Below are 11852 nucleotides of genomic sequence, written 5' to 3'. Positions count from 1 at the left end.
GCATTTAAGGATTCAACTTTGTTGAAAAAATTAAATGCCGGTGATTTTATGGGTGCAGCAGATCAGTTTCCCCAATGGAATAAAGGTGGTGGTAAAGTTATGAAAGGCTTGGTACGCCGTCGTGCTGCAGAGCGTGAACTATTCTTAAAAAAGTAATTTATCACTGCAGGCGCTCAGTGGTTTCATTGATCATGGGCGCCTGTATCTTGTGTCTTTTACCAGGATGCACAGCACATACTATTAACAATAATATTCATGTTGGGATATGTGTAAAAGCCCTCTGATGAGGGCTTTCTGTTAATTTTTATCCTCAACCTTTTCAATTATATCTAATAGTTTTTTAAACAATTCTTGATCTTTTTCAAATGCGTTATTAAAAATAATTTGCAAATCATCTCCATTATAACCCCTTAAATTTTCTACCCGTCTATAGTGATTGGGAACTTTGCAATAACCCTCAGTATAAGTACTTTTTATCTCAGAATTGATTCTAATGCCAAATTTAAAACGATCCAAAATTGCATCTAATAAGTTCAGCTTAGCAATTACCTTAAAAAAATCATCATCTACTTCTTTATAGGTTATTGCAGGGGTGCCATAGATATGCTGAAATAAAAAGAAATGGTATTTATCCTTGGCGTAAATGTATTCTCTATGTGCTTCTAAAGCTAATGTTGAAACAATCTCATATTTCTTTTGAACTTTCCAATCATTAAATAGATATGCCGCAACACAAGCTGCAACTAAAGTGGCTAATCCTCCAAAAATCCCCGAGGTTGTAGATAGACTATCTTTCAAAGCTTGAGAATTTTGATCACCCCAATGTGAGTATATTGCTGTAAAAATAACTATTAAGAAAATTAGAACGAATACCCCAGCAATACAAGTTGTCTTCCAAACTATATCATTTTTCATTATTCACCTACGGTACCAAGCACTGGTATAAGTTGCGGTCCAGCCAATCTAGCCTTTCCAATTATTTCTAAAAGTTCATCATAAGTTAATTCAAACTTATCTTCACTATCGAAAACATAGTCGACATTCTTGCTCTCTAATTCAGGTGGTTTTTCTGGCACAAAACGCTTGTCACAGTGCTGTGTCTCCTACTTTCAGGATGCACAGCACACATAATTAAAAATCAATATGCTACTAGTGTTTTTGCAGTACGAGATTTTATAGCTATTCAAATTCAAAATTAAAAATAGGTTGTAGTTCAGGTCGGTTAATTTTGATTAACTGAGTAGATATTGCTTCTGGATATTCTAGATCTCTATAATTCTTGAGTTCAGATTTTTTGTATCTTAGAATATCAATTAAATGGGTAATACTATACCTATGTATAAGTAATAAACATAAGTATGAACTCAATTCTTTTTTTATCTTTTCCTGAGTATCCATTTCCCGCACATTTTCTTTATATATATCATGTAATTTTTCATCTAAATTGTTTAAGAAATCCATATTCTCCTTTAAGTTTTTAAGAGACTGCCGAACCTCTGAATCTAGATTTTCAAAGTGATTCTCCAATAGATTGCTAACTGAATATAAAGTTAACACACCTGGTTGAGAAGTATTATATATTTCTACTTTTTCACCATCTACCAGTTTAATGGTTTTTTGGTATGTGGTAATCAACATTGAAAAAGATTTTTCAGTATAAATTAGTTCATCGCTTAACTCTTCTCTAAGTGCTTTTAATAGCCTTATTCTTTCAATCCTTTTCTTAAACCTTTCTATAAAAGGTAAAGCCATAATACCCAAAAGAAGCGTCAAAAGAGGGCCAATAAGTGGGATAAAGATTTTTAAATCCAAACAATAAAAAAAATCTTTATAATGATAACAGGCCATATATTTCCCCTTAGTAAAAGTGGTGATTATACATTTAACTAAGAATCTATTATCAATAATTCATCCCATTTGAAAGGATTTTTACTCAATTTATCCCGACTCATTGACCAATTTCTATTAGGGACAAAACAGGGCCCAATCCCAATCTTTTTCTTGCCAAATTTCTGGTGAACACATTCCATAGCTTTCATTAGCCTTTCTTTCTTTTCTATCTCATCAAAATCCGTGAGTAAGTCGTATGTGTGTCCACTTTTAGGCTCTAAACATGTCAACAACACGCCACATTTCTTATATTTAATCCCTTCTTTGTAGATATGGTTCAGCATCAATGTAGCAGCCTTAGCCAATTCAGGCGCAAAGTCTGTAGGCTCAGGAAATGTATAGCTGACTGACTTATTGTAGAAAGGCACAGTTGGATCAAATGGATTGGATTGAACAAAGGCAATGATGGTTCCACATAGCAGGTCTTCACTTCTTAACCGAGTGCATGCATCTTGAGCATACATCGAGATCGCTTCTTTTAAATCAGTTAGCTCTGTTACTCGAGATCCAAATGAGCGGCTGGCTACAATCTGTTTCTTGCTTGGAGGTGTGTGCTCAACCTCAATACATGAGATCCCTTGAAGCTCTGCAACTGTTCTTGCCATCACAATAGAAAATCGCTTCTGCATCTCACGTGGGTCTGAGCTCGCTAAATCAAGCACTGTATTAACGCCCATTGTCTGAAGCTTCTTCGATATTTTACGTCCGACACCCCATACTTCAGAAACATCGATGTTCGCAAGGTAATCTTCTTTATTACACAGATCCATATTCACTAAATCACATACGCCGTCAAAGCTTGGGTTCTTTTTTGCGATATGGTTAGCGATCTTTGCTTCAGTTTTAGATCTACCGATCCCTACACAGACAGGTAGGCCAATCCATTTTAGAATCTTTTGTCGCATGTCTTGGCCATACTTGGTTAAATCATAATTTTTGTAGTAAGCAGTGAGATCTAAGAAACATTCATCAATAGAATAAATCTCTTGTTCAGCCTCAGTGACATATTCGCCAAGTATTTTATGAAAACGGCGGGACATTTCAGCATAGAGTGCATAATTGCTGGAAAGCACTTGGACATTATGCTTTTGAACAATATCTTTAATTTGGAATAGGGGAACACCCATCTTGATTCCAAGTGTTTTGGCCTCGTTGGATCTAGCCACGGCGCAACCATCGTTGTTGCTCAAGACAATAACTGGCTTATCTCTCAAGCTTGGATTGAACATGCGCTCACAGCTGACGTAGCAATTGTTTACGTCAACTAATGCAAATACTTTGTTTTCGTGTTTCATTACTTTCTAGCTTTTTTCAAGATAAAAGTAACAACGCCCCAGATGATCAACTGTTGACCATCAAATAAGTGGATGTCTTCAAATTCAGGATTTTCTGCTTTTAACCAGCTTCCTTCTGGTTCGATTTTTAATCTTTTTACTGTGAAATCATTATCGATTAATGCAACCACAATATCGTCATGTTTAGCATCAAGGCTTCTATCAACAATCAGCTCATCATCAATATCAATACCAGCGTTTTTCATTGAGAGTGAGCCAACTTTCACAATGAAGGTTGCGCATTCATTACCAATCAAGTGCTCATTCATATCGATTCTCTTATCGATATAATCTTGGGCTGGGGAAGGGAAACCTGCTGAAATTTTTTCTATTGCGACAGTGATAGCCATACGCATAGAAGGCTGTATCACTAGGATTGAAGATACATCTGAGAATAAATCACGCCTGAGGTGATTCTTAATTTCGATGATTTGGTTTGAATGGCTCATGGCTATCACTTGAATTTGTAACATATTCAAGTTGTATTTTAGATTTGGCCTAAAATGTTTTCAAATTTAAAATTCTGTGGATAAATAAGGGGAAGTCATAACTTGTCGCTGGTCAGTGTGTGTTTGGTCGGAATTTACGCGTTTCTTCTGTAGAGTGTTCGCTTGGGTTTTTCAAAACTAAAAAATTCTGACAGTTTCAATAGAAATTGAAAAAGCCCTTAGTTTAAATATGCTATTGGAGCTCAATTGAACAAAGGGCTATAAGTGAAGTAAATGAACATCAGCAGAAAACCGCTGAAGAGCAAGAGGCTGAGTATGATCGGAATTTCGCAGAGTTAGAGGCAGCACAAGAAAAAGAAATGGAATTAAGAAATAAATAAAATTTAGTGAAGTCCACCTTTAAATTATAATTTTTAATAAATGATCTCTATATAAAACGTTACAAGTTAATGACATTAACGTTAGAAATTCAAATTATTTTTGATTAAAAAACAATCAATATGTAATTTGTATAAGAAATATTTACTTTAATTAATTTTTAGAAAATTTAAATAATTCACGTGATATATGTAGTTTTCCTTCAAGACTTAAGTAATGATCTGGAAAAAACATGAAAACAATTTTAGTTACAGGTGCAGGAAGTGGTTTTGGTAAGTTTTACTCATTGTCTTTAGCAAAAAGAGGTTTTGATGTCATTGCAGCTTGTGAATTGCAATCTCAAATCACTTCTCTTGAAAAAGCCTCTGAAGAACTTAATGTAAAATTAAAAGTTATAAAGGTGGATATAGCAGACTCATCAGATCGTGAATATGCGGCGAGATTTGATGTTGATATCTTAGTCAATAATGCAGGAATTGGAGAAGGTGGGGCTATTGTTGATATTCCAGAACATGTATTACGTAGACAAATCGAAGTAAACTATTTTTCATCAATTTTTTTAACTCAATTATTCTTAAGAAAATTTGCTCAAAAAAAACAAGGTCGTGTCGTTTTTGTTTCCTCAGTTGGTGGCATTATTAGTGCCATTAAAAATGGGGCTTACTGTGCATCTAAACATGCCATTGAAGCAAGTGCTCAAGCCATTCGAGAAGAGATGAAAGACTTTAATATTAGTATCGCCACTATTAATCCAGGGCCATATAAAACTGGATTTAATGATCGATTAATTGAAGCGAGCAACAATTGGTTTGTGAAAGGAGAAACAGTAATTGATCATTCAAATCCACAGTTTCCAATGGAGCAATTTCCAGAAGACTCAGATATCGAAGCGATGGTTGATGTAATTGTTGACGAGAATTCTAAATTTCGTAATGTATTTCCATTAGAAATGAATGAAACAATCAAAAATATGCAAAAAGATGTTTGGACCATAAAAAGTCACTTCTAACACACATGAAAAGCCTTAAGTCATTTTTGACTTAAGGTGTTAATTATTATTAATTTGATGATGATATTATGAATAATGAACTAGCGTGTAACATATTAGAAGCAGCAAAAAATAAGGCGCAGTCTTTAAATGTTGCAGTGTCTATTGCTGTATTAGATCCTTACGCTCATTTGGTTGCATTTTTAAGGTTAGATGGTTGTATATTGGGCGCAATAGATTTAGCAATAGGAAAAGCTAAAACTGCTGCCTTGTTTCAAATGAGCAGCGGGAATTTAAAGGGTGCTATACATCCAGATGGTCCAGCACCGAGTATGCAATTAAGTAATTCGGGATTATTTACATTTGCTGGAGGCTTTCCCATATATGACATAAACGGAAGTATTGTTGGTGCTGTGGGGGTTTCTGGTGGAACAGTAGAACAAGATGGAGAAATTGCAGAATTTGCATCAAAAGCTTAAGACCTATTGATTTTGTCGCATAATCAAGCAAACATCGATATGAATTCAAGTTTAACTGGTTATTAATGCATGAGAGTAAGCCATAACTTATCTTCATCTAGTGCGTGAAACTGCTTCATAAAAGGGTGGTCATCAGCATTGATCGTCAACATGCTCATTGAAATGACCAGTTCGCCGTTTATGGTTGCATGTTCATAAATACCTGCGACAGTGAACGGCATGTCATCTTCACGATAGATCCCGTACCAATGTGGCTTGCCATCAATGTACTTTGGTTCGAAAATTGTCTCTACTGGAATTAAGCAAAATTGATTTTTTTCCAAGCATTTTTAAAGCTTGGCTTACTAGCAATAGTTTCACTTCTAGCATTATAAGTATTTTTAATTTTATTAATCTCTTTGGCCCAGTTCGGTATTAAGCCAAACCGCCCAGACCGCCACTCCAAACCGCCGTTCGTTGCAATGATGATAGGGCCATTAAAGCCAGGGAATAGGTCTGATTTATAATCAAATGTAGGCTCAAAAAGGTTTAAGAGTTGAGCACGACTTTTAGCTAATGATTCATAGTTTGAACACATCATAGCCTCTTTTTTTAACCTAAATTAAACACGCTAAAAGGGTAGATCACTATCATTTTATAATTACCATTAATAAGTTTTATTCCATTTTTTAAAGTATATAAAGTAATCATTTGCTAACAATCTGTTTGGAATTGGTATCGTCCTGAAATCACCGTAGGACGGGCATTTCAAGTGGGTTTGTATGAATTGAGCCAATTGAAAAATCATCAATTTTAGCTTTAAGTAATAGTTTTAGTGCGGTATATGAACCATGAAGCTTATAATTGAAATAATAATCAAAAAATTAAAATTTAAAGGGTCTTTGTTTGGGGTTTATAATAATACTTTAAAATACTTAAAAGTGTAAATTTTACTTTAATTAAAACAATAACTTTTATTAATTTATAATATTCTTAAAATAGGTTTTGGTTTTAATTGATTAATGTTTTATTTCGAAAATATTAATCTTAAATATTAATGTTTTTTTAATTGGTAGAATAATCTGTTTTTTATTTTATTAATATTTTATTATTTAATTTTAGGGTAAATACTTACTCTAATTTGTTGTTTTTTTTAATAAAATGCAACTTTTTTTAAGACTTTTTTGGCACAATTCAGGTCGAAAAATTTATTATAACAGACAGATCTGTCTTCATAAATTACAATTTCTATACATATTTTAGATATTGCCGGAGCTATATTTTTTTGGCGGATCGGTAAATGGGCTGGTTCGAGTAATTAATCGAAATAGGAGGTTCCCGAAGTGAGGGCGCTACTAATTTTAAGCGGCATCGTTTTTGCCATTTTATTATACGCAAGTGTAAAATTTGGTTTTGATTTAAAAACTGCATTATTTACGTTTGTGTCTTTAATTATTTTTGCCGCTGGAGCTTATTTTTTATATCCAAGTTTTGCGGGTGCCGTTTTTCCAAAGCCATTGTTTTATATTGTCGCTGGAGTACTGTTTAGTTTCTGCTTCTATCCAATTCTTGAATTTTATTCATTAAAACCAGATGGTTACGATTGGTTGGATTGGGCTGGAATAAATGATAAACATTTCCGTCTCGGGTTCGTTGAGCAAGCGTGGTACGGGAAATGGTATGGAAAACTTGGTTTCTCAGTTCTATGTGCTTTGATTGCACTGATTGTTCAGCAACTATTCGACAATGATGATTAAATAATAATTCCGCCGTAAGTGGCGGAATTATTATTTCTAAAATCACACTAGTTATTTCATATTTTGTTTAAAAAAAGTTATGTTGAAACTTTGGCTTCTTCTAAAATCCAATCCTCAATGCGCTGGTGGTGAACCCTCAAAAGATCAACAGGGCGATCTTTATAGTGCTTTTCCTGTGTAGCGCTGGGCTTATGTCCCATGATCTGGGCAACCACACCTTGGGGAACATCTAGCCATTCAGTTAAGTTGCTGAAAGATCTTCGCAAATCGTGTATTGATAAATGGGGTAGATCATATTCATCTAGTTTTTCATGATATTTCTTTCGAACGTCAGTAATGTATCCGCATTTAGATTGTTTTGACCAGAAAACGTATTTTGAATCTGGATTGTCTGGCAACGCCCTCAATAGTTTTTCAACATAAGAGGTCATTGGAATAGAACGGTAGTCTTGATCATCTTTATCCCAAATCTTGATGACTTTCCATTTAAAGTCTAAATGTTCCTTTTCAAGTGATCGAATTGAATCTGAACGTGGACCTGTCAGTACCGTTATTTGTAAAAACGTTCTATGCATGATGTTGGGAACATCGGAAACTGCTAAAAACCAATCTGCCAACTGATCACGCAGCAAAGCGCGTTTACGAGCTTTCAACACAGGAACAGCTTTGCGAACACGTTTAGTCTGATGCACATCTTTACCAATGATTTGTGAATAAACTTCATGTTCTGAACACCAATTGATACACGCTCTTGCTAAACGAAAGGCTAAAGCTGTTTGTCCTGGTCTTGTGATTGCCTCGTTCTTTTGCCATTTAACGAGATAATCTGGTGAAAATTGGGAGAGTGAAGTATTGACCAATGCATATAGGGCACCATCAATCGTTAATCCTTCACCACGCTTTTTCTTTTCTCCACCTTTTTTAGTAAGTTTAATGTGGTCTTCAAAATGTCTCTTACTCCAACGGTCTTTGTTTTCTTCAACGTATTCCTTAAAGACACTACCAAATGTGATTTTTTTAAGTGATTCAAGCTCAGAAAATTCCGAATTTTTAATTTCTTCTTCAACTTTATTTCGGCGTGGATCTATACCCTGATCACATAATTGTTTTAAGCGTCTGGATTCAATACGAGCCTCATCTAGAGACCAAACATTTACATCCCCAATAGTAATACGTACAATTTTATTGGGGATTCTTCCTTGGAAGATGTAAGAGCGATTATCATTGTTTGTCACTCTAAGTGCCAAACCATGTGCGTCTAAGTCCCAATAGAAAACTTGGTTTTTACCTTCTTCTGGTTTTTCTAGTTTAAGTACTCTACTTGTAGTGAGCTTTACTTTCATGCTGATTACATCGCCTTGGTGTAATCGCTATGTAATCAAATTATTTCAATGTTAGTCAACACAGATAAATACAAATGTTGTATAATTGACTGAAAATAAAGAAAATATATAAATTTAAAGCATGTTGGTGAATGCTAATAAATACATAAAACTCAGGACTCATAATCCGTTGGTCCCGTGTTCAAGTCACGGTGGGCCCACCATATAAAACAACCACTTAGGTGTACTAATCCTAAGTGGTTTTTTAATATCTAAATTTATGTCAGCATGATGTAAGAAATATTCATCAAGAATCAAGCGTATTGCATGTTGAATATAAAGTTTAAGAATATTATTAAGTCAACACCCCCTAAATCTAGAACGAAACCCATTTCATATAATCATTACGCTTTAGATACTTTTTTATTTTGTTTATTTCGACTTTATTTGCTAAATTACACTTTTTGATTTAATAGATTATTCAAGTGAATAATATCTTAGCTTTCACCATGATGTTATGTTTATTCGGGTGTGAGAGTTTTGATAGTCATAAGAGCAATGACTCTAATATTATAAACAATTTAGATCATCACTTAACCGAAAATGCTGATCAAAATCATGAGCATAATTCACTGAATAGCGATTCTTCGGTTCAGAATAAAGAGATGAATATTAATAAGGAAAAATTAATCGAGTCGTGTAAAAAGTTAATCATCTCAAATGTATTAAAGAACAATACAATTAGCTTCAATAAGAATATAGGAAGCAATTACTACATAAATAAAAATACTGGAGACGTTTATTTATATTTAGAGTTTTGTGCTGAAAATGAGGCGGGGAATGCACAAGAATTTAAAGGAAAATGTATATTTTTTATAGATGGACAAACGCAGATTACGATATCTGAATGAATAGCTGCGCATTGATGGAGAGAAGGATTCATTGGGGCTCTTTTTTGGGTGCAGAATTCATTTCATGTCGGATGGTGCTAACAGTCTCGTAAATCACTTTACGTAATCTATTGACGGCACCCAAGGGTCTATGCGCGGGTAAGGAGTGCCAAGGTGTAAATGAAAGATTTTCACAAAATGCATTTTGTTCAGGTGTATCAAAAACCTGTTGAGGAATATGAATTGTTGCAACTTGAAAAAAAGGGGCTTGAGACTCTTTCCATTCCGTCATCGAGTCTTCAATGTGCATTTTATTGGATGTACGCGGTTGGATCAGAAACACCATACATGCATCACCTTTTGCTAAACTATTTCGAAGCGCTACTCTTAAAAAATCATGAGTTGGGTTGTTTGGTCGGGTTGTTAAGTTTTGGGTGCAAGGCTTTGCTGAGTATTTAACAGCTTGGCGGTCGTTACCCAGTCCTAATTGATAAGGTGTCATTGACCAATAACGGGCTTGTAGTGGATTGGCAATTTTTGAGTTACTTGCTTTAAACGCATTCATAGTCCCTTGAAAGCCGAGAGCAAAAGGGATTCGTAATTTTTTGAGCGTACTTTCGCTATTTACATTTTCGATAAAAGATAAATATCGATGAGCTTCATTCACAAAAAATACAGGGTAGTTGATCATAATAAAATCTTGCGTCATCGCTTGATCATCGTTTTCCATGATCTTTTTCCCAGGTACGCCGAGAATTTTTATCGCCATACCTCGTGCATCTTTCTTATCGTCTGCTTGCGTGGCATCTCTCGAAGCATTGGAAAAACGAATCCATGCGGAATATGTTTTATCAGGTATAAAAATGCCTTGAGCTAAATTTGTTGGTAATGATTTTGAAACATGGAATTCTGCCCGGACGCAGCCATGAGCTTTGGGGTGCGCATCTCGTTGTGCATGACCTAATGCGTATTGTTGGCGGATAGATTGCCCAATAGATTCAGATATTTGTTGAGCAAATTGTTTTTCATTAGGTTGAAGCTTTTCACCTAAAACAGTGTCTATCACTGGATATGGGATGTTCTTTGTTGTGGCTAGAATTGCTGGTTTTTGCTGATCGTAAGCACAGCCACTCATATTTAGTAAGAGTGGGCTAAGTAGGAGCAATACATTAAAGCGTGACTTAAGATTTCGCATTTATTTGCTCCTTCACTTTACTGATTTAATGAATAACCAGAGTCAGCATGGGATGATGGCCTATGATTAGTTATCTAATTGATATTATCCTAAAGTCATTCGATGCGTTTTCCAAAATGGGCTATTTAACCATCTCTGCTCTTGTTGATATAGCGCAGATCGACGGCTTTCATAGGTTTTAATAATTTGATTGACTTCAGTAGAATACTGATGGGTGATTTGCTTATCCTGTTCAAATTGTACAATCGCTTCTGCAGCTTTCATGGCTGTATAAATTGCATTAAATAAACCTTGCCCTGCAATGGGATCAAAGGCCAATAATGCATCACCACATGCAATCCAACCTTCACCAAAACTCTGTTTTAACCAGCTACTACGTGCATCATGGCAAAACACATTCTTTCCAAAGGTGATATTGGTAAAGAGCTCAGTTATTGTTGTATTTTTTCGAATAATTTCGTCCCAATGGACTGGGTCATTGTGCAATTTCGCGGCTATCTTAGGCGTAGTATGATAACCAATCACCCAATTTTGTGCTGAAATCTTACCTGCATAGCACCAGCCATGCTGATTTGCAGAGATGATGGTTTTATTAAGTAAACTGTTTTTTTCGGGGATAAAGGTACGATAGAGTGCAACTAAGGGCATACCGCGGAGGCGCTGGATTCCCAAGAGATGAATGATTTTAGCACTGCGACCAGTTGCATCAACGACCCATTTTGTAGCGATGGATTCACCCGTTTCTAATGTGATGTTCCAGATATTTTGATCTCTTTTTAAATTTAAAATGTGACTATAGATCTTTTGAATACCTTCGATATCAGCATGCTGGGTTAAAAGTGCATCGAATTTTTGCCGATCAATACGGAGTCCACAACCATAAGGGTCATATAGGGCATCCGTGACTAGTGCTGAGTCACTGCCCCAAAAAGACATATTCCCAGCTACGCGAGATGAGCTGTTCTGGTGAATAGACTGAGTATTTAGTAGAGAATCAGTGACGGATTGTAGGCCAAGCTTATTTAATAATCGGATTGCCGATCCAGGCAAGGTTTCACCAAATTTATGTATTGTATGATTCGGGCTATCGATAATCATGACTGATAACCCTGCACATGCAAGCTGTCTAGCTATGATGATGCCAGCAGGTCCTTGGCCTGCTACACATACATCTACGGTGAATTTATTCAT

General features: G+C 35.4%; 13 protein-coding genes and 1 pseudogene. 5 read left to right on the top strand and 9 right to left on the bottom strand.

Annotated elements, in window-relative coordinates:
* The coding region (locus F957_RS10375) for a lysozyme (protein ID WP_016660273.1) at nucleotides 1–156 on the top strand (156 nt) is incomplete at its 5' end.
* A gap of 141 nt (nucleotides 157–297) precedes the next feature.
* Here F957_RS10375 and F957_RS10380 read toward each other — a convergent pair.
* The 5 genes from F957_RS10380 to F957_RS10395 all read right to left on the bottom strand — a co-directional run bounded on the left by F957_RS10380 (nucleotide 298) and on the right by F957_RS10395 (nucleotide 3697).
* On the bottom strand, nucleotides 298–915 hold the full coding sequence (locus F957_RS10380; protein ID WP_016542971.1) for a hypothetical protein: 618 nt from the start codon (nucleotides 913–915) through the stop codon (nucleotides 298–300).
* Nucleotides 915–1076, bottom strand: coding sequence for a hypothetical protein (locus F957_RS21635; protein ID WP_171068288.1), 162 nt, complete (start codon nucleotides 1074–1076; stop codon nucleotides 915–917). The genes F957_RS10380 and F957_RS21635 overlap by 1 nt, the downstream gene beginning before the upstream one ends.
* 103 nt (nucleotides 1077–1179) lie before the next feature.
* On the bottom strand, nucleotides 1180–1848 hold the full coding sequence (locus tag F957_RS10385) for a hypothetical protein (RefSeq protein ID WP_016542970.1): 669 nt from the start codon (nucleotides 1846–1848) through the stop codon (nucleotides 1180–1182).
* Between the two features lie 38 nt (nucleotides 1849–1886).
* Nucleotides 1887–3185 (bottom strand): Y-family DNA polymerase, encoded by a 1299-nt coding sequence (locus F957_RS10390; RefSeq protein WP_016542969.1) that lies wholly within the window; start codon nucleotides 3183–3185, stop codon nucleotides 1887–1889.
* Nucleotides 3185–3697 carry a LexA family protein gene (locus tag F957_RS10395; RefSeq protein WP_016660350.1) on the bottom strand — a complete coding sequence of 171 codons (513 nt, stop codon included), beginning with the start codon at nucleotides 3695–3697 and terminating at the stop codon, nucleotides 3185–3187. The genes F957_RS10390 and F957_RS10395 overlap by 1 nt, the downstream gene beginning before the upstream one ends.
* Nucleotides 3698–4283: 586 nt before the next feature.
* Here F957_RS10395 and F957_RS10400 point away from each other — a divergent pair.
* Nucleotides 4284–5060 (top strand): SDR family oxidoreductase, encoded by a 777-nt coding sequence (locus F957_RS10400; RefSeq protein ID WP_016542967.1) that lies wholly within the window; start codon nucleotides 4284–4286, stop codon nucleotides 5058–5060.
* A 68-nt stretch (nucleotides 5061–5128) separates the two neighbouring features.
* A complete protein-coding gene (locus F957_RS10405) occupies nucleotides 5129–5518 on the top strand; it encodes a GlcG/HbpS family heme-binding protein (RefSeq protein WP_016542966.1) in 390 nt (129 codons plus the stop codon).
* Between the two features lie 86 nt (nucleotides 5519–5604).
* Here F957_RS10405 and F957_RS21125 read toward each other — a convergent pair.
* Nucleotides 5605–6095, bottom strand: a pseudogene (locus F957_RS21125) (SOS response-associated peptidase); the annotation flags it as partial.
* Nucleotides 6096–6840: 745 nt separating this feature from the next.
* On the opposite strand from F957_RS21125, the gene F957_RS10415 reads away from it, so the two are divergent.
* Nucleotides 6841–7254, top strand: a complete 414-nt coding sequence (locus tag F957_RS10415) for a hypothetical protein (protein WP_016542963.1) — start codon at nucleotides 6841–6843, stop codon at nucleotides 7252–7254.
* Nucleotides 7255–7331: 77 nt separating this feature from the next.
* Here the strand turns inward: F957_RS10415 and F957_RS10420 are convergent, their stop codons facing one another.
* Nucleotides 7332–8597 (bottom strand): tyrosine-type recombinase/integrase, encoded by a 1266-nt coding sequence (locus F957_RS10420; protein WP_016542962.1) that lies wholly within the window; start codon nucleotides 8595–8597, stop codon nucleotides 7332–7334.
* Nucleotides 8598–9085: 488 nt separating this feature from the next.
* Between F957_RS10420 and F957_RS10425 the strand changes: the two genes are divergently transcribed.
* A complete protein-coding gene (locus F957_RS10425) occupies nucleotides 9086–9487 on the top strand; it encodes a hypothetical protein (protein WP_016660349.1) in 402 nt (133 codons plus the stop codon).
* Between the two features lie 28 nt (nucleotides 9488–9515).
* On the opposite strand, the gene F957_RS10430 is transcribed toward F957_RS10425, so the two are convergent.
* Both F957_RS10430 and F957_RS10435 read right to left on the bottom strand, forming a co-directional pair.
* Complete coding sequence (locus F957_RS10430) at nucleotides 9516–10661, bottom strand: catalase family protein (RefSeq protein WP_016540444.1); 1146 nt, start codon at nucleotides 10659–10661, stop codon at nucleotides 9516–9518.
* An 84-nt stretch (nucleotides 10662–10745) separates the two neighbouring features.
* Nucleotides 10746–11852, bottom strand: coding sequence for an FAD-dependent monooxygenase (locus F957_RS10435; RefSeq protein WP_016660348.1), 1107 nt, complete (start codon nucleotides 11850–11852; stop codon nucleotides 10746–10748).

Origin of the sequence: Acinetobacter gyllenbergii CIP 110306 = MTCC 11365 (assembly GCF_000413855.1) — a bacterium.
Lineage (GTDB): Bacteria > Pseudomonadota > Gammaproteobacteria > Pseudomonadales > Moraxellaceae > Acinetobacter > Acinetobacter gyllenbergii.
Note: the sequence above shows the minus strand (reverse complement) of the source record. Positions and strands in the feature narration are given on the sequence as shown.

Coding starts and splice junctions, on each gene's coding strand:
- F957_RS10405 (WP_016542966.1), top strand. CDS start 5,129: ATGAATAATGAACTAGCGTGTAACATATTAGAAGCAGCAAAAAATAAG.
- F957_RS10380 (WP_016542971.1), bottom strand. CDS start 915: ATGAAAAATGATATAGTTTGGAAGACAACTTGTATTGCTGGGGTATTC.
- F957_RS10390 (WP_016542969.1), bottom strand. CDS start 3,185: ATGAAACACGAAAACAAAGTATTTGCATTAGTTGACGTAAACAATTGC.
- F957_RS10400 (WP_016542967.1), top strand. CDS start 4,284: ATGAAAACAATTTTAGTTACAGGTGCAGGAAGTGGTTTTGGTAAGTTT.
- F957_RS10430 (WP_016540444.1), bottom strand. CDS start 10,661: ATGCGAAATCTTAAGTCACGCTTTAATGTATTGCTCCTACTTAGCCCA.
- F957_RS10435 (WP_016660348.1), bottom strand. CDS start 11,852: ATGAATAAATTCACCGTAGATGTATGTGTAGCAGGCCAAGGACCTGCT.
- F957_RS10425 (WP_016660349.1), top strand. CDS start 9,086: ATGATGTTATGTTTATTCGGGTGTGAGAGTTTTGATAGTCATAAGAGC.
- F957_RS10395 (WP_016660350.1), bottom strand. CDS start 3,697: ATGTTACAAATTCAAGTGATAGCCATGAGCCATTCAAACCAAATCATC.
- F957_RS10420 (WP_016542962.1), bottom strand. CDS start 8,597: ATGAAAGTAAAGCTCACTACAAGTAGAGTACTTAAACTAGAAAAACCA.
- F957_RS10385 (WP_016542970.1), bottom strand. CDS start 1,848: ATGGCCTGTTATCATTATAAAGATTTTTTTTATTGTTTGGATTTAAAA.